We start from the raw sequence: 17,978 nt of genomic DNA, 5'->3' as shown, positions 1-17,978 counted from the left end.
CGAGCCATGATGAACTTCGCCGAATACCGTCAGCGCCCGGCCTTGTTGGCCGACTGGCTGCCGTGGGCCGGGCTGGTTGCGCCCGGTGTGGTGCTCAACAAGGACGGCAGCTTCCAGCGCACGGCACGCTTTCGTGGGCCGGACCTGGACAGCGCGACGCAGAGCGAGCTGATCGCCACCACGGCGCGGCTGAACAACGCACTGCGCCGACTGGGCTCGGGCTGGGCGCTGTTCATTGAAGCCGAACGTCGGCCGACGGCGGACTATCCGCACTCGGATTTCCCGGAGCCTTTGTCCTGGCTGGTGGACGAAGAGCGGCGCGCGACCTTCGAGGACTCCGGCCACCACTTCGAGAGCGGCTATCACCTCACGTTGCAATACCTGCCGCCGGAAGAATCCCGCGCCCGCGCGGCCAAGCTGCTGTACGAGAACACACCGAGCGTCGGCGTGGACTGGCGCGAACGCCTCGCGGCCTTCATCGCTGAAACCGACCGCATCTACGACCTGCTCGATGGCGTGATGCCGGAGATCGCCTGGCTGGACGATGGCGCAACGCTGACCTACTTGCACGCGACCGTCTCGGCGCGGCGCTATTCACTGACGGTGCCGGAAGTGCCGTTCCATCTCGATGCGCTGTTGGCCGATGCGCCACTGGTCGGCGGCCTCGCGCCTATGCTGGGCAACCAGCACCTGCGCGTGGTGACGGTGCGTGGCTTTCCGACCTCGACCTGGCCGGGGATTCTGGACGACCTCAACCGCCTGGGCTTCGCCTACCGCTGGAGCACGCGCTTCCTGTGCATGGACAAGGCCGAGGCCGAGAAGGAGCTGGGCCGCCTGCGCCGGCAATGGTTCGCCAAGCGCAAGAACGTCCTCGCGCTGCTGCGCGAGACGATCTTCCAGCAGGAGTCGCCGCTGGTCGATACCGACGCCAGCAACAAGGCCGGCGATGCCGATGCGGCCTTGCAAGAACTGGGCAGCGATCAGGTCGCCTTCGGCTACGTCACCGCGACCGTGACCGTGCTGGATGGCGACGCCGACGTGGCCGACGAGAAGCTGCGCCATGTGGAACGCGTCATCCAGGGGCGCGGCTTCGTGACGATCCCGGAAACGCTGAACGCCGTGGAAGCCTGGCTGTCGTCGGTGCCGGGCAATGCCTACGCCAACGTCCGCCAACCCATCGTTTCGACCTTGAACCTCGCGCACCTGATGCCGGTGTCGGCGGTGTGGGCCGGGCCGGAGAAGAACGAGCACCTCGACGGCCCGCCGCTGATCGTCACGCGCACCGAAGGCGCGACGCCGTTCCGGCTGGTGACGCACATCGGCGACGTGGGGCATACGCTGGTGGCTGGCCCGACCGGCATGGGCAAATCGGTTCTGCTCGCCACGCTGGCGATGCAGTTCCGCCGCTATCCCGGTTCGCGGATCTTCTCCTTCGACATGGGGCGCTCGATGCGCGCCACCATTCTTGGCCTGGGCGGCGAGCACTACGACCTGGGCGCTGACGGTTCCATCGCTTTTCAGCCGCTCGCGCGCATCGACCGCGAGGGCTACCGCACCTGGGCCGCCGAATGGGTTGAAGGCCGCCTGCGGCACGAGGGGATCAACGTCGGCCCGGACGAGAAAGCGGCCATCTGGTCGGCGCTGGTCAGTCTCGCGGGCGCGCCCGTGGAGCAGCGCACGCTCACTGGCCTGTCGGTGCTGCTGCAATCCAACGTGCTGCGCCAGGCGCTCGCAGCCTACGTGCTGGGCGGCGCACACGGCAAGCTGCTGGACGCCGACCGCGACCGGCTGGGCGCCGCAGACGTGCAGTGCTTCGAGATGGAGGAGTTGATGCACAGCAAGGCCGCGGTGCTGGCCGTGCTGGGCTACCTGTTCGCGCGCTTCGATGAGCGTTTCGACGGCGCGCCGACGCTGCTGATCCTCGACGAGGCCTGGCTGTTCCTGGATGACCCGGTGTTCGCCGCGCGCATTCGCCAGTGGCTCAAGACGCTGCGCAAGAAGAACGTCAGCGTCATCTTCGCCACGCAGTCGCTGGCCGACATCAAGGACTCGACCATCGCGCCCGCGATCATCGAGAGCTGCGCCAGCCGCATCTTCCTGCCGAACCCGCAGGCCACCGAGCCGCAGATTCGCACGATCTACGAGGGCTTCGGCCTGAACAGCCGGCAGATCGAGATCGTCGCCACCGCCCAGCCCAAGCGCGACTACTACTACCAGTCGCGTCTGGGCAACCGCCTGTTCGACCTGGACCTCGGGCCCGTCACGCTCGCCTTCGCGGGCGCTTCCACACCGCAGGACCAGCGCCTCATCGACGAGGTGTCCACCTCCGTTCCCCCCGTCGGTTTTGCTCCGGCCTGGCTGCGGCAACGCGGCCTGGACTGGGCGGCCGACCTGTTCCACCACCACCCCAAAGGAGAACTGCCATGACGTTCCGTGCTTCCTTCAAACCCCGTCTGATCGCGCTGGCTACCGCTTGCGCACTGACCATCGGTACCGTGCAGCCCGCGCACGCGCTGTTCGGCATCGGCGACATCGTGCTCGACCCGAGCAACCTGGTGCAGAACACCATGACGGCCGCGCGCACGCTGGAGCAGATCAACAACCAGATCAAGCAGCTTCAGAACGAGGCGCAGATGCTCATCAACCAGGCGCGCAATCTGGCGAGCCTGCCGTTCAACGTGGTCAACCGCCTGCGCTCGAACCTGGAGACAACCAAACAACTCATCGCGCAGGCGCGAGGGCTGGCCTACGACCTGTCGCGCATGGATGCCGAGTTCGCGCGGCTGTACCCGGAGCAGTACGCGGCCACCGTCAGCGGCGACCGGATGTACCAGGACGCGCGCGAGCGCTGGAAGAACACGCTGGGCGGCTTGCAGACCGCGATGCGGATGCAGGCGCAGGTGTCGCAAAACCTGTCCCAGGACGAGGGCGTTCTGGCCGATCTGCTCAGCCAGAGCCAGTCGGCCACCGGCGCCTTGCAGGCCATGCAGGCAACCAACCAGCTCCTGGCCCTGCAAGCCAAGCAGTCCATCCAGTCGCAGCAGCTCCAGCTTACGCAGGACCGCGCGGCCTCGCTGGAACTGGCCCGGCAGGCGGCCGCCGTCGAGCGTGGGCGCGAAGTCACGCGCCGCTTCCTCGGCAGCGGCACGGCCTACACGCCGCAGTCCGTAAGCTTCTATCCCAATTGACGGGCAGAGCATGAAACACGCGCCCGTCCTGTTCTTTCTCGCTTGCCTGCTGGCCGGTTGCGACCGGCCGCAGGTCTTGTCGGTGGATGCGCTGGCCGACGATCCGGCGCGGCTGCATGCGCTTCGTGCGCAATGCGACAGCGGCGAGCACGACGGCGCCTTCTGCGCGCAGGTCGCCCAGGCCGACCTGAAGCGCTTCCTCTCCGGGCACACAGGGCCGGACGAGTACCGGACGCTCGCTGACCTGCCGGCGATTCCGGCCAGCTTCGACACCTCCACAACCTCGCAGGACGAACGGCCATGAACGACGTTGCCATCATCGACCGCTTCCTCAACGTCTTCTCCACCTACATCGACTCAGGCTTTGGCCTGCTGCGAGGCGAAGTCGCTTTCCTGACAGCCACGCTGGTCGCCATCGACATGACGCTGGCGGGGCTCTATTGGGCATTGGGGCACGCCACCGGCCAGGGCGAAGACGTGATGGCCAAGCTCCTGCGCAAGGTGCTCTACGTCGGTGCCTTCGCCTACATCATCGGCAACTTCAACTGGCTGGCGAGCATCGTGTTCCGGTCGTTCGCGGGCCTGGGCCTCACGGCTTCCGGCTCGACCCTGACCATGGAGACCTTCCTGCAGCCGGGGCGCCTGGCCAAGACCGGCATCGACGCCGGTGCGCCCATCCTGCAGCAGATCAGCGAGATGGCCGGATTCCCAGAGGTGTTCATCAACATCGCGCCCATCGCCGTGATGTTCCTCGCGTGGCTCGTGGTCATCCTCTGTTTCTTCGTGTTGGCGGTACAGCTTTTCATCACGCTGATCGAGTTCAAGCTGACCACGCTCGCCGGCTTCGTGCTGGTGCCGTTCGCGTTGTGGAACAAGACGGCCTTCCTCGCCGAGAAGGTGCTGGGCAACGTCGTGTCTTCGGGCATCAAGGTGCTGGTGCTGGCAGTGATCGTCGGCATCGGCACCGGGCTGTTCGCCGAGTTCCAGGTCACGCCCGACGAGCCTTCCATCGACCACGCCTTGGTCGTGATGCTGGCTTCGCTCTCACTGCTGGCCCTGGGCATCTACGGGCCGGGCATCGCCACGAGTCTGGTGTCCGGGGCGCCGCAGCTCGGCGCGGGCGCGATGGCCGGTGCGGCGGTGGGCGCAGCGGGAACCGCCGTTGCGGTCGGTGCCGCCGCGACAGGCGTTGGCAGCGCGGTGGCCGCCGGAGCACGCATGGCACCAGCCGCCGCCAAGATGGCCGCCAGCGGCGCCCGTGCCGCAGCCTCGACCGCCGGCAGTGCGCGGTCGGCCTATCAAGCGGGTTCCGCAGCCGCTGGCAGTGGTCTCAAGGGCGCCGTGGCCGGCGTGGGCAATGTCGCCAGGAGCGGCGCGCAGGCGGTCGGCCAGAAGGCCGCCGCCGGGGCACGCTCGCTCAAGGAGCGCGCGGCGGCCGCCTTCCGCCCGGACGACGCCGGAGCGGCGCCCAGCGGTGGCGCTGCCGCGGCCACACAAGGCCAGTCCGCTGCCAGTGAGGCCTCGGCAGATGCCACCCATCAGGAGCAACCCGCCTGGGCCAAACGGTTGCACCGCCGCCAGCAGATTAGCCACGCCGCCACGACCGCCGCCCACTCGCTGCGCGGAGGCGACGGCGGTGGTTCGAGCAGCGGCCCGAGCCTGCGCGATTCCGACGATTGAAGCGATTCACAAGGAGAACCAAGCATGCGATTCAAACGACCGCAGGTGCGCTATGCCGATACGCCGCAGCCTGCCACCCCCTACCAATCCGCCGCGCAGGTCTGGGACGATCGCATCGGCTCGGCCCGCGTGCAGGCCAAGAACTGGCGGCTGATGGCTTTCGGCTGCTTGTCGCTCGCGCTGCTGATGGCGGGCGGGCTGGTCTGGCGTTCGGCGCAGTCCATCGTCACGCCCTACGTGGTGGAGGTGGACCAGGCCGGGCAGGTCCGCACCGTTGGCGAAGCCGCCACGCCGTACCGGCCGAACGATGCGCAGGTCGCCTACCACCTGGCGCACTTCGTCACGCTGGTTCGCGCGCTGTCCATCGACCCCATCGTCGTTCGGCAGAACTGGCTTGATGCCTACGACTACACCACCGACCGCGGCGCGGCCGTGCTCAACGAGTACGCGCGCGCCCATGACCCGTTCGTTCGCGTCGGCAAGGAGTCGGTGACGGTGCAGATCACCAGCGTCGTGCGCGCCAGCGACACGTCATTCAACGTGCGTTGGACCGAGCAGCGCTTCGTCAACGGTGCACCTGCAGGCACCGAGCGCTGGAACGCCGTGATTTCCACCGTGCTGCAAACGCCGCGCACCGAGCAGCGCTTGCGCAAGAACCCACTGGGCATCTACGTCAACGGTCTGTCGTGGAGCCGCGAACTCGATGCCACCGAAGGAGCCAAGCCATGAACCTGTCTTTCCGCATTTACGCTTTCGTGTTGACGCTTGTGGCCCTGGCGGGCTGCGCCACGCAGGGCACGCCGCCGCCGACCATCTCGCTCGACGAGCCGGTGCAGGCCCAGCCGCTGCCCGATCTGCCCAAGCCGGTTGAGGTGGTGGAGGTGCCCAGGGTGCTGCCGATACCGGCGCAGATGAAACCGCTGCCGGAGGGCAGCGACACCAAGACAGCGCCAGAACCCGCCGATGAGAAGATCCGCGTCTCGCGTGCCAACGCCGAGGCGCGCATTGCGCCGACGCGCGAGGGTTACGTCAACGCGATTCAGGTCTGGCCCTTCACCGATGGCGCGCTGTATCAGGTCTACGCGGCGCCGGGACGGGTCACGGTCATCTCTCTGCAAGCGGGCGAGGAGCTGGTGACGGTCGCCGCCGGCGACACGGTGCGCTGGATCGTCGGCGATACCTCCAGCGGCACCGGTGATGCGTTGCGCGTCAGCGTGCTGGTCAAACCGATCCGCTCGGGCCTCAAGACCAACCTGGTCGTCACCACGAGTCGGCGCACCTACCTGATCGAGCTGACCTCGACCGAACGCGCCTGGATGGCGTCGGTGTCGTGGGAGTACCCGAAAGACCGGATGCTGGCTTTGCAGCGCCAGGCACAGGCCGCGCAGGCGACCGCCCCGGTCGATACGGGCCTGTCGCTGGAGAAGATTCGCTTCCGCTACGCCATCAGCGGCAGCAATCCACCGTGGAAGCCGCTGCGCGCCTTCGACGACGGCGAGAAGGTCTATATCCAGTTCCCACCAGGCATCGCACAGGGCGAGCTGCCGCCGCTGTTCGTGATCGGTGCGCAGGGTGATGGGCAACTGGTGAACTACCGTTTCCGCGCGCCGTACTACATCGTGGATCGGCTGTTCGGCGCGGCCGAACTGCGCTTGGGCGGTGACAAGGGCGACATCGTGCGGATCGAACGCACGGACGGCGTAGCGCGGGGGAACTGACCATGAGCCAGGACGACATTCCTGATCTTGCCGCGCCGCAGGCGGGCAAGGTTGCCCCCGAGGCGGTGGCGCTGCGCACACAGCCGCGCCCGGTGACGCGCTTGAACAGGCGCAGCTTGGCGATCCTGGCCGGAGGCCTCGCCGTTGCCGTGCTGGGCGCCACGATGTGGTCGCTGCAACCGCGCAAGCGCGGAGCGAACGAACAGACCGAGCTTTACAACGTGGATCGCGTCTCCCGCTCAGAAGGACTCGACAAGCTGCCAACCGACTACTCGAAGCTGCCGCCACAGATACCGGAACTGGGGCCGCCGCTGCCGGGCGACCTGGGTCCGGCCATCGTGAAATCGCAGCAGCCCGTGGTGCCCACCTACACGCCGCCAGGCCAAGACCCGGCTGCCGCTGGGCGCGACGCACAGCGCAAGGAAGCGGAAGCGGCGGCGGGCTCGTCGGTGTTCTTCCGTTCGGGCGGTCAGCGCGCCGCTGCAGCGCCGACGCAGGTCGCCACAGCCAGTCCAGCGTCTGGCCTGTCGGGCTTCGACCCGATGGCCGCCGGGCCGGCCTCGACGGCGGCCCAGCCTACCGACCCGACCGCTGTGCAGAACCGGCAAGATCAGAAAGAGGCATTCCTGAAAGCCGGTTCCACGGAAACCCGCAATTCCGGGAATCTGAAGATGCCAGCTTCGCCGTATCAAGTCATGGCCGGCACGGTGATCGCGGGCGCCTTGGTTACAGGCATCAAGTCCGACCTGCCGGGCGACGTGATCGCCACGGTGACGGAGCCGATCTACGACACGGCGACGGGCAAGTTCCTGCTGATCCCGCAGGGCTCACGCATCCTGGGCCGCTACAACAGCCAGGTGAGCTACGGGCAGAGCCGGGTGCAGGTGGTGTGGAACCGGATCATCCTGCCCGACACGTCCTCGCTGACGCTGGACAACCTGGCGGGCACCGACCCGGCTGGCCACGCTGGTCTGGAGGATGGCGTCGATTGGCATTGGGACCGCATCTTCGCCGGCGCTGCGTTGACGACGCTGCTGGGCATCGGCGCCGAGCTGGCTGCGCCGGAAAGCCGCCAGAACGGCGATCGCGTCGTCATCGCCGGGCGCGACAGCCTGCAGGATAGCGTGAACCAGGTCGGGCAGGAGATGACCCGGCGCAACCTCAACATCCAGCCCACCTTGACGGAGCGGCCAGGCCTGCCGGTGCGCATCATCGTCAACCGGGATCTGGTGCTGCGGCCATATCAACCGCTGTTCTTCAATCGGGGGACTTCGCGATGAGCACGGCACGCAAGCTGCGGCTGGGGCCGCTACCCAAGACCGAGAGCGTCAAGCTGACCTTCACGTGCCCGACCAGCCTCAAGGCGGACCTCGACCGCTACGCCGCGCTGCACGCGCAGACCTATGGCGAAGCGGTGGATGCGATGGCGCTGATCCCGCACATGCTGGAGGCGTTTATGGTCAGGGATCGAGGGTTCCGGCGACAAAAGGAGGAGGGCAGACGGGGCGCTCCGCGTGCTCCAGCGCCGGAGGGCAGCTGAGGACTGTTTGGGGTGCTTCGATAAGTTGTCGAAGTTCGGCTACAACCGAAAGCACCATCTCAAACAACTGGCGGTCGGAGGCTGGGCAGGGTGAGGATGCGCGGGAAGGGCGTGATTTACTGAACAGTGAAAATGGCGATTTGGTCGAATATTCTGTACGGTTGCTGCAACGCCGTGGTGTTCGATTCGTACTGAGCGAGCCCGACCATCTCAAGCCAAAGTCCGTTCGACCCGACAAGAAACGCAAACCCCCCGTGACCTCAGCCCAAATTGTCGAACGATTCGCGTTGCATCGCGCCACGCCGCAAATCACGGCCGACGAGCACGCGCGACGCCGAGTCATCGAACTCGGCGAATGGGTGATGGCACGAGACCGCATCTACCTCGACAAGTGTTTCTGGATTTACCTGCGGGGCGCGCGAATGCGGGCGCCGTGCCCACCAGGTGTATCGGATCTTCTGGATGCCCTCGTTGCAGGTGTCGCGGCAGGGCGGCTGGTCTGTCCCATCAGCGATGCGCTGTTCCTTGAACTGATGAAACAGTCGGACCTGACCACGCGCGGTGCGACTGCCGAATTGATCGACGAACTGAGCTGCGGCGTCACGCTTTGCCACGAACCGACCCGCGTCGCGACGGAAGTCGCTCACTTCCTTCATGCGAACGCCGGTCACAGCGTGCATCCGCTGGAACACTTGGTCTGGACAAAGGTCCCGTACATCCTGGGTGTTCAGCATCCGGTGGCCACGGCCTTCCCGGAAAATGAGCAGCTTGTGATCCAGAAGGCGTTCTTCGACCACCTGTGGGAGTTTTCTCTTTCGAAGATGGTGGCGACCATCGGGAGCGACCGACCGCTCACTATGCCGTTCGGCGACATCGCCAATCGCTTGAACCGCGAGAACGCAGTGCATGCGCCTTCAATGAAGAGCTTCGCGCAGGTCTACCGCGACGAGATCAATGGCGTGCTGGAACTCGCAGCCCCGATCGCCGCCGACGTGCTGCACGATATGGCCAGGAAGGCTCTTGGTCCTGCAGCCCAGCCCTCGGCGGAAGAGCGGGAAGAAATCACCAGGCAGTGTCTCGGCCTGCTGCGGGCGGCAATCCGGAAGCCAGCCGGTCGGCGGGCCTTGCGTACTTTGCAGGTCGGTGCTTTGTTGCATGCGGCCTTGCGCTGGAACCGCACGCAGAAGCTGGACGCCAACGACATGTTTGACTTCCATCACGCAGAAGCGGCGCTGGGCTACTGCGACGTGCTCCTGACCGATGGGCCCATGCACGCACTCTTGAAGCAGCGGCACCTGGCCATCGAGCGCGACTTTCCGTGCCGAGTCATGTCCTCCGTTGAGGAGGCTGCCGAATGGGTTCGGCACCGTATCGCGTGATGCCCGATGACGGCCGTTCTCACCAGCGGATTGCGCCGCGATGCAACGGCTGAAGTTTTCGCCCTTGTTCGGTATCATGTAGGTCGATTGACGATGGTGTTGCCAGAGTGGTCGCCCCGCAAATCGCTCCATCTCCCGCGCCAGCAAAAGATGTGCGCTTCTGACGGTAAAAGTGACGGTAACGCCCTATGTTGATCACAGCCAATCCCTTTAACCACGCGGGTTTAGGCGACCTGTTGATGATCGAGTGGGAGTAAGTGGGGGGTAAATCAAAATACTGTTTATTTGAACAGTATTGGCGCACAATGCGACGGATCTTCCGGAGCTTTGTGTGCCATGTCCCAGCTTCACGATCTCTACTATTTTCTCTTCCCCACGCCGCTTGCCGCCGAGACGGCCAAGGAGTTGCTGCGGCGCCTCCAAGGACCCCGTGGGGCGGGCAGAGGCGAGCCCATGTCCTTGGATCGGCTGCACATCACGCTCCATCACCTGGGGCGCTTCCTGAGCAGCATCCCCCGAGAGGTAATCGACTTGGCGCTGGCGGCGGGTAGCGCCATGGACTACGAACCGTTTGGGGTCCGCCTCGACGTGCTGCAGTCCCGGGGCGGCTTTGAGAAGGGGGCTTTCGGCACGGTCGAGCTGGCGCCACAAGCGGGCGCCGCGCGTGAATTGCGAGGATTTCAACATGCGCTTGGCAACACGATGCGCCGCATGGGGTTTGCAGAGATTCAGATCCGCAGTCATTTCAACCCGCACATGACTTTGCACTACAGGCACGAACGCATTGACCGAATGGTGGTCGCTCCCGTGGCGTGGACCGTGACGCAGTTTGCCTTGGTAGACAGCCTCTACGGCCTGGGCAGGCATGATGTGCTCGCGCGCTGGACCTTGAAGGCACGGCAACAGGTCTTTGTTGACTGGTGACCTTGCGAAGCAAGCGGATACCCATGTGGACTTGCTGTGCTGCATCGTGGTGCGGAAGCTTCCGCAGCTACCATCCTCTGAGGTCATTGGCTCTCTCATTTCTTCATGACGACATTTCACGATTTCTGGTCAGGTTGTGGTTTCCAAACACTGGATCGCGATGCCCGTGGCTGGCTGCCCCCCACCGACGGATACCTGCGTTGGCTGCTGGCCCGGCCAGAGCTGGCGCTGGTGCCAGAGTCATGCGCTGCTGAGATCGCACTGCATGAATCGCTCAAGGTGTCTCCCGCGCGGGCGGTCACCTCGGCGGAGCTGGCTGCATTGCAGGACGACGACGCCCGCGAAAACTACACCGTGTTCCTGCGCTTCCGCGATGGCCTGCTGGCCACCGGCACGCTGGAGGCTTATTACCTGCAGCTCATGCGCAGTGGCGCGGTGAACGTGCCCGCCGTGTTTATCGACGCCGTGGTGCAGGCCCTGTTGCGCAATGTGCTGGATGACTGCAACGATGCCTTTGAAGCCCGCGCCGCCGAGATGCTGTTTCGGCCCCAGCGCATCACATTGCAAGACGGGCAAATGCTGGCAGGCGACCGGGATACGCTCGACATGCTCAACGAGACGGCGGGTCTGGGCGAGGTGGGGCGTCTGCTGCTGCAAAGTGGCGCGCTGCAGCCCACAGCGCAGGTCAAGGTGCTGTCGGCCGACAATGCGGGGCAATATTGGCAGGAGAGCGACCGCCATCACTTTCTGCTCGACCTGACCCACGAGCTGACGCAGGACCTGAGCCATGGCCTGACCTTCAAGATGACCCGTGCACGATCTGGCTTGAAAGCCCTGGCCCGTGTGCTGGAGCGCTGGGTGGCGCATCTGCTGGGCGTGCAGGTGCATGTCGAGCCAGTGCACCAGGTCACCGACAGCGCGTGGCGCTGGCATGTGGGGCTGGATGTGGAGTCCACTGCCATCCTGAACGACCTGTACCAGGACCGCCCGGTGGAGGCCGAGCGCATGCAGCGCCTGGTGAGCCTGTTCACGCTGACCTTCGCCAACCCGGCCGAGATGCGGGCCGATGTGGCGGGCAAGCCGGTGTACTTGGGGCTGGCCACCAACGCCGAGGGCGTGGTGCGGATCAAGCCGCAGAATCTGTTGCTGAATCTGCCGTTGGCATCGGCATCTTGATCGCTATTGAATCTATAGCTGCTAGCGCATGATTAACAGGCTCTAGCAGCCCATTTGATTCAAAAATGCTTTCCTCGGTTGGTAGCCCGGTAACAGGACCTCATCCAATCGTCATCAGGCTTGCGTTTCCGCCCGCTGCTGCGGTGTTCACGCTCAGCGCCCGTTCGATCAGCAGGCGCTCCAGCGGGATGTCCGTGGCGCCGGGCTGCAGCGCGGTCACGCCCACGATGGGCCCAGGGCGGTGGGCGAGGCTGGTGCATACGGCTTGCAGCGATGCGGCGTCGCCATGGTGCAGCACGGCGTCCAATGCCACGGCGCCATCGCTCAGGGCGTTGTCTTGCAGCATGACCTGGGCCTGCACGTGCGTGGGCAGCTTTGCGCGCAGCCCGGCGTGGGCGCTGGGCCACAGGGCGGTGCCCCCGCTGGCGAGCACGGCTGCCGTCTGCACCAGGAGGTCGTCCGCGCTTTGCGCCATGCACAGCACGCGGGCGCGGGGGGCCAGGGTGTAGACATTGCGCTCGCCGGTGGGGCCGGGCAGGGTGCGGGCGGTGCCGCTCTGCGTTTTTTGTGCAAAGCGCTGGCAGTGGCCCGCCAGTGCCAGGTTGCCTTGGTTGTGCGCCCATTGCTGCAAGGTGCCCAGCGGGGCCAACTGACGCTCGCGCCGCTCGGTGTCCGGTGGGCTGGTGCGGTCAGCCTCGGCCAAGGTGCGGGCCAGCGCATCGGCTGGACGCTGCGACAGCAGGCGCAGCAGGTACAGCGGCCCGCCCGCCTTGGGGCCCGTGCCTGACAGGCCTTCGCCGCCAAAAGGCTGCACGCCCACCACCGCGCCGACCATGTTGCGGTTCACGTACACGTTGCCGGCGTGGGCGCGGTTGACCACGCGGGCAATGGTTTCGTCGATGCGGGTGTGCACGCCTTGTGTGAGGCCGTAGCCGGTCGCGTTGATCTGGTCGAGCAACTGGTCCAGGTCGTTGCGGGCATAGCGCACCAGATGCAGCACGGGGCCGAAGACTTCGCGTTGCAGCTCGCCGATGTGGTTCAGCTCGATCAGCGTGGGCGGCACAAAAGTGCCCGGTGCTGCGGCTGCCGACACATGGTTCGGGTGCTGGAACACGCGGTGACCTTGGGCCTTGAATTTGTGGATGTGCTGGGTGATGCCTGCCTGCGCTTCGGCATCAATGACGGGGCCCACGTCCACGCGCAGCTCCGCAGGGTTGCCCACGCGCAGTTCGCCCATGGCGCCTTGCAGCATCTCGACCACGCGGTCGGCAGCTTCTTCCTGCACGCACAGCACACGCAGGGCCGAGCAGCGCTGGCCAGCGCTGTCAAAGGCGGACGACACCGCATCGCCCACCACCTGTTCCACCAGGGCGGATGAGTCCACGATCATCGCATTCTGCCCACCCGTTTCGGCAATCAGCGGGATGGGGCGGTCTGCGGCATCCAGGCGCCCGGCCACCGTGCGCTGCAGGATGCGGGCGACTTCGGTGGAGCCGGTGAACATCACGCCCATCACACGCTCATCGCCAATCAAACGTGCGCCCACGGTGTCGCCCTGGCCGGACAGCAACTGCACGGCGGCGCGGGGCACACCGGCCTGCCACAGCAGGCGCACGGCCTCGGCGGCGATCAGCGGGGTTTGCTCTGCCGGCTTGGCCAGCACGGGATTGCCTGCGGCCAATGCTGCGGCCACCTGGCCCATGAAGATGGCAAGCGGGAAGTTCCAGGGGCTGATGCAGGCCACGGGGCCCAGCGGGATGTGGGTGGTGTTGTCGAAGGTGCTCTGCACCTGCGCGGCGTAGTAGCGCAAGAAGTCCACGGCTTCGCGCACTTCGGCCACGGCGTTGCTGGCGCTCTTGCCCGCTTCGCGCATCAGCAGGCCCAGCAGGGGCTGCATGCGCTCTTCCAGCAGGTCGGCGGTGCGCAGCAGGGCTGCGGCGCGCTCGGCGGGTGGCGTGGCGGCCCAGGGGGCTGCAGCGGCCTGGGCGTGCGCCAGGGCCTGGCCTACGTCGGCGGTGGTGGCTTCTTGCACCTGGCCCACCACGTCGTGGTGGTTGGCGGGGTTGCGCACGGGCTGGGTGGGGCCTGTGGGCACATCAGCGGCCAGCAGGGGCGCTGCCGTCCAGGCGTGGCTAGCGGTGGCTTGCAGCGTGGCGGCCAGCTCGGTCAGCGTGTTTTCGTTCGACAAATCCAGCCCGCGTGAATTGCTGCGGTGGGCTCCGTACAGCGCCGCTGGCAGGGGGATGCGCGGGTGGGGCAGGCCGGCAGTGCCTTCGGTGGCGGCTTGTTGATCCACTACCTGCACGGGGCTTTTCACCAGCTCATCCAGCGCAATGGTTTCGTCGGCAATGCGGTTCACAAACGAGGTGTTGGCGCCGTTCTCCAGCAAGCGGCGAACCAGGTAGGCCAGCAGGGTTTCGTGCGTGCCCACGGGGGCGTAGATGCGGCAGGGGCGGCCCAGCTTGCCCGCAGTGATGGCGCCCACCACCTGCTCGTACAGCGGCTCGCCCATGCCGTGCAGGCACTGGAATTCGTACTGCCCTGCGTAGTAGTTGCTGCCCGCCAGTTGGTAGATGGTGGCCACTGTCTCGGCGTTATGCGTGGCGAACTGAGGGTACACGGCCTCGGGTGCTGCCAGCAGTTTCTTGGCGCAGGCGATGTAAGAAATGTCGGTGTGCACCTTGCGGGTGTAGACGGGGTAGTCCGTGAGGCCATCAACTTGGGCGCGCTTGATTTCGCTGTCCCAGTACGCGCCTTTGACCAGGCGCACCATCAGGCGGCGTTGGGTGCGGCGGGCCAGGTCCACCACGTAGTCGATGACGAAGGGGCAGCGCTTTTGGTAGGCCTGGATGACGAAGCCAATGCCGTTCCAGCCCGCCAGGGTGGGCTCGTGGCACAAGCGCTCCAGCAGGTCCAGCGAGAGCTCCAGCCGGTCGGTTTCTTCGGCGTCGATGTTCAGGCCAATGTCGTATTGCTTGGCCAGTGCCGTCAGGCGCAGCACCAGCGGATACAGCTCGTCCATTACGCGGCCAAACTGCGCACGGTTGTAGCGCGGGTGCAGGGCCGAGAGCTTGATGGAGATGCCTGGCCCTTCGTAGATGCCGCGCCCGGCCGAGGCCTTGCCAATGGCGTGGATGGCCTGCTCGTACGACGCGTAGTAGCGCTTGGCGTCTTCGCTGGTCAGTGCCGCTTCGCCCAGCATGTCGTACGAATAGCGAAAGCCCTCGGCCTCCATCGTACGGGCGTTGCGCAGGGCCTCGTCAATGGTTTCGCCCGTCACAAACTGCTCGCCCATCATGCGCATGGCCATGTCCACGCCCTTGCGGATCAGGGGTTCGCCGCCCTTGCCGATCAGGCGGCTGAGCGAGCTACCCAGGCTGCTTTCGCTGTGCGTAGCCACCAGCTTGCCGGTGATGAGCAGGCCCCAGGTGGCGGCGTTGACGAAGAGCGAGGGGCTCTTGCCCAGGTGGGTATCCCACTGGCCGTGGCTGATCTTGTCGCGGATGAGCGCGTCGCGCGTGGCCTTGTCGGGGATGCGTAGCAGCGCCTCGGCCAGGCACATCAGCGCCACGCCTTCTTGGGACGACAGCGAAAACTCCTGCAGCAGCCCCTGCACGATGCCAGCGCGCCCAGCGCTGGCCTTGCGTTCGCGCAGCGCCTTGGCGATGCGCAGGGCCAGTTGCTCGGCCGCTGCGGCTTGATCGGCAGGCAGGCGGGCCTGGGCCAGCAGCGGGGCCAAGGCCTCGGGCTCGGGGCGGCGATAGGCGGCGGTGATGGCGGCGCGCAGCGGGTTGCTCAGCGGCGTGCGGGGTGCGAAGTCTGCAAACGGGGCGGAGGGCTGCGTCATGGCGATGTCTTTCGGTGGTTTGGAGGGCCAAACAAGCCGTTGGGCGTGTTACTGGCGATGATCCTTGGGTTGCTGGTGAATAAATGTTCGAAAATGGTGGTTCAGGCAGAATAAATCGCTAATACAAATGCAAACAGAACCCGATCTGGACCGCATCGACCGCAAGATCCTGTCAATCCTGCAGGAGGATGGACGCATTGCCAACCTCAAGCTGGCCGAGGCCGTGGCCCTGTCGCCCACGGCCGTGCTGGCACGGGTGCAACGCCTCACGCGCGATGGCTTCATCCTGGGCTACGAGGCGCGGCTCAACCCGCTCAAGCTGGGCGCGGGCATGCTGGTGTTTGTGGAGGTGCTGCTGGACCGCACCACGCCCAACGTGTTCGACCAGTTCAAGGCGGCGGTGCAGGTGCACCCCGAGATCATGGAATGCCACATGGTGGCGGGCGGGTTTGACTACCTGCTCAAGACCCGGTCCGCCGACATGAACGCCTACCGCGTGTTTGCGGGCAATGTGCTGTGGCAGCTGCCCGGCGTGCGCGAGACGCGGACCTATGCGGTGATGGAAGAGGTCAAGCACACCAACCACCTGTACCTGCGCTGACCGCACACCGTGCGCGTACACCCACCGGATTGGCGGTGCTGGCATAAGCCCGCATAATTCCCTGCAGATTCGCTTGCATGAGGAGCCACACTATGACGACCGCTTTTCCCTATGCCGCCGCAGCCCTGGTGGCTGCCCTGTTCAGCCAGACGGCCGCTGCATCCTGCTACGTCGTCTATGGCCCCGACAAGGACATCGTGTACCGCGCCCCGGAGCCGCCAGTGGACATGTCGCGGCAGATCCACGAAACCCTGCCCTCGGTTGCGCCAGGCTCGACCCTTGTGTTTTCTCCCGACAACTTTGGCTGTGAACTCACCATCAACAAGCTGCCACTGACGGCTGTGTCCGCGCCCGGTGGCATGCGGCCTGCGCGCGCTGACCGGGGCTGATCGGGGCTGACATGGGCAGTTCGCCCGGGTGCGGCCAGCGGGCATGCCGCGCCTGAGACAATCGGGGGATGAGCGCACCGAAAGAACTATCCCCCTCGTTTGAACCCACCGAGCAGAACGCTCAGGACAACCTGCCCGAAGGCTGGCTGCATGTGCAGTCCATGGACCTCGACGCCCAGGGCGTGGCCCGCAAGCCCGACGGCAAGGTGGTCTTCATCGACGGCGCCCTGCCATTTGAGCTGGTCACCGCCAACACCCACCGCAAAAAGAACAACTGGGAGCAGGCCAGCCTGGTGGCGATCCACCGCGAATCGTCCCAGCGCGTACGGCCGGATTGCCCCCACTTTGGCCTGCACGCAGGCGCCTGTGGCGGCTGCAAGATGCAGCATCTGCACGTCGGTGCCCAGGTGGCCGTCAAGCAGCGGGTGCTGGAGGACAACCTCTGGCACCTGGGCAAGGTGAAGGCCGAGACCATGCTTCGTCCCATCGAAGGGCCCGCCTGGGGCTACCGCTACCGTGCCCGTCTGGCCGTGCGCCACGTGATCAAGAAGGGCCAGGTGCTGGTGGGCTTTCATGAGCGCAAGAGCCGGTACATCGCCGACATGCAGACCTGCAAGATCCTGCCGCCGCATGTCGATGCCATGCTGATGCCCCTGCGCGCCCTGATTGCCAGCCTGGACGCCCGCGACACCTGCCCGCAGATCGAACTGGCCTGTGGCGACACCGTGACCGCGCTGGTATTGCGCCACCTGGAGCCGCTCTCCGCCGAGGACATCGCCCGGCTGCGTGCCTTTGGCGCAGAGCACCACGTGCAATGGTGGTTGCAGCCCAAGGGCCCTGACACGGTGAAGCTGCTGGACGAGGGCGGCGAGCCGCTGTCGTACGCGCTGCCGGACTTTGGCATCACCATGCCCTTCAAGCCCACCGACTTCACCCAGGTGAATCCGCATATCAACCGGGTGCTGGTGAGCCGCGCGCTGCGCCTGCTGGACGTGCAGCCGCACGAGCGCGTGATCGACTGGTTCTGCGGCCTGGGCAACTTCACGCTGCCGCTGGCCACGCAGGCGCGTGAGGTGCTGGGCATTGAAGGCAGTGAGGCCCTGGTGGCCCGGTCGCGCGAAAACTATGCCTTGAATCAGGACCAGGCGCCCGACCATAAAGCGCTGGCAGCTACTGATTTTGTAGCGCGTAACCTGTTCGAGATGACACCGGAGATGCTGGTGGCCGACGGCGCTGCCGACAAGTGGCTGGTGGACCCACCCCGCGAAGGGGCATTTGCGCTGGCCAAGGCGCTGGCCGACATCGAGCAGGCACGCATTGGCGCCGAGGGCGCTGGCCCGTTGCCCTCAGGGGCCGAAGGCTGGACGCCCCCGAAGCGCATTGTGTACGTGAGCTGCAACCCGGCCACCTTGGCGCGCGACGCGGGGTTGCTGGTGCATCTGGCCGGCTACCGGTGCACGGCGGCGGGCATGGTCAACATGTTTCCGCACACGGCCCATGTGGAAAGCATGGCGGTGTTCGAGCGGGTCTGAGAGT

Annotated in this window: 15 protein-coding genes; 14 read left to right on the top strand and 1 reads right to left on the bottom strand. The window is 66.0% G+C overall.

The annotated features are described in order from the left end of the window. Window positions 1–6: 6 nt before the first annotated feature. From trbE to ACOYR4_RS13800, 11 genes are all read left to right on the top strand, one after another. Entirely contained in the window at window positions 7–2,427 is a 2,421-nt protein-coding gene (trbE, locus tag ACOYR4_RS13850; RefSeq protein ID WP_422846993.1) for a conjugal transfer protein TrbE, read from the top strand. Then, a complete protein-coding gene (gene trbJ / locus ACOYR4_RS13845; RefSeq protein WP_422846992.1) occupies window positions 2,424–3,188 on the top strand; it encodes a P-type conjugative transfer protein TrbJ in 765 nt (254 codons plus the stop codon). Before trbE ends, trbJ begins: the two co-directional genes overlap by 4 nt. Before the next feature lie 10 nt (window positions 3,189–3,198). Further along, window positions 3,199–3,492: a hypothetical protein gene (locus ACOYR4_RS13840; protein WP_422846991.1), complete on the top strand. Its 294-nt coding sequence runs from the start codon at window positions 3,199–3,201 to the stop codon at window positions 3,490–3,492. Further along, entirely contained in the window at window positions 3,489–4,868 is a 1,380-nt protein-coding gene (trbL, locus tag ACOYR4_RS13835) for a P-type conjugative transfer protein TrbL (protein WP_422846990.1), read from the top strand. The genes ACOYR4_RS13840 and trbL overlap by 4 nt, the downstream gene beginning before the upstream one ends. A 24-nt stretch (window positions 4,869–4,892) precedes the next feature. Continuing rightward, window positions 4,893–5,597, top strand: coding sequence for a conjugal transfer protein TrbF (gene trbF / locus ACOYR4_RS13830; RefSeq protein ID WP_422846989.1), 705 nt, complete (start codon window positions 4,893–4,895; stop codon window positions 5,595–5,597). Then, window positions 5,594–6,586 carry a P-type conjugative transfer protein TrbG gene (gene trbG / locus ACOYR4_RS13825; protein WP_422846988.1) on the top strand — a complete coding sequence of 331 codons (993 nt, stop codon included), beginning with the start codon at window positions 5,594–5,596 and terminating at the stop codon, window positions 6,584–6,586. The genes trbF and trbG overlap by 4 nt, the downstream gene beginning before the upstream one ends. Before the next feature lie 2 nt (window positions 6,587–6,588). Then, window positions 6,589–7,866 (top strand): TrbI/VirB10 family protein, encoded by a 1,278-nt coding sequence (locus ACOYR4_RS13820; RefSeq protein ID WP_422846987.1) that lies wholly within the window; start codon window positions 6,589–6,591, stop codon window positions 7,864–7,866. Continuing rightward, complete coding sequence (locus ACOYR4_RS13815; protein ID WP_422846986.1) at window positions 7,863–8,126, top strand: DUF2274 domain-containing protein; 264 nt, start codon at window positions 7,863–7,865, stop codon at window positions 8,124–8,126. The genes ACOYR4_RS13820 and ACOYR4_RS13815 overlap by 4 nt, the downstream gene beginning before the upstream one ends. Window positions 8,127–8,380: 254 nt before the next feature. Continuing rightward, window positions 8,381–9,505: a hypothetical protein gene (locus tag ACOYR4_RS13810; protein WP_422846985.1), complete on the top strand. Its 1,125-nt coding sequence runs from the start codon at window positions 8,381–8,383 to the stop codon at window positions 9,503–9,505. A gap of 336 nt (window positions 9,506–9,841) precedes the next feature. Next, complete coding sequence (locus tag ACOYR4_RS13805) at window positions 9,842–10,429, top strand: 2'-5' RNA ligase family protein (RefSeq protein WP_422846984.1); 588 nt, start codon at window positions 9,842–9,844, stop codon at window positions 10,427–10,429. A gap of 105 nt (window positions 10,430–10,534) precedes the next feature. Continuing rightward, complete coding sequence (locus tag ACOYR4_RS13800; protein WP_422846983.1) at window positions 10,535–11,605, top strand: DUF6352 family protein; 1,071 nt, start codon at window positions 10,535–10,537, stop codon at window positions 11,603–11,605. 100 nt (window positions 11,606–11,705) lie between these two features. On the opposite strand, the gene putA is transcribed toward ACOYR4_RS13800, so the two are convergent. Further along, window positions 11,706–15,452: a trifunctional transcriptional regulator/proline dehydrogenase/L-glutamate gamma-semialdehyde dehydrogenase gene (putA, locus tag ACOYR4_RS13795; protein ID WP_422846982.1), complete on the bottom strand. Its 3,747-nt coding sequence runs from the start codon at window positions 15,450–15,452 to the stop codon at window positions 11,706–11,708. Window positions 15,453–15,579: 127 nt separating this feature from the next. Here putA and ACOYR4_RS13790 point away from each other — a divergent pair, with 127 nt between their 5' ends. The 3 genes from ACOYR4_RS13790 to rlmD all read left to right on the top strand — a co-directional run bounded on the left by ACOYR4_RS13790 (window position 15,580) and on the right by rlmD (window position 17,974). Continuing rightward, window positions 15,580–16,053, top strand: coding sequence for an Lrp/AsnC ligand binding domain-containing protein (locus ACOYR4_RS13790; protein WP_015014569.1), 474 nt, complete (start codon window positions 15,580–15,582; stop codon window positions 16,051–16,053). A 92-nt stretch (window positions 16,054–16,145) separates the two neighbouring features. After that, a complete protein-coding gene (locus ACOYR4_RS13785; RefSeq protein ID WP_422846981.1) occupies window positions 16,146–16,442 on the top strand; it encodes a hypothetical protein in 297 nt (98 codons plus the stop codon). 68 nt (window positions 16,443–16,510) lie between these two features. Continuing rightward, the gene (rlmD, locus tag ACOYR4_RS13780; protein WP_422846980.1) at window positions 16,511–17,974 is read left to right on the top strand and encodes a 23S rRNA (uracil(1939)-C(5))-methyltransferase RlmD; all 1,464 of its coding nucleotides are present in this window, start codon (window positions 16,511–16,513) and stop codon (window positions 17,972–17,974) included. Window positions 17,975–17,978: the final 4 nt, after the last annotated feature.

Origin of the sequence: Acidovorax sp. M14, from assembly GCF_049331375.1 — a bacterium.
GTDB lineage: Bacteria > Pseudomonadota > Gammaproteobacteria > Burkholderiales > Burkholderiaceae_C > Acidovorax.
The sequence above is the reverse complement of the archived record's forward strand: the minus strand, read 5'-3'. Positions and strand labels throughout refer to the sequence as shown.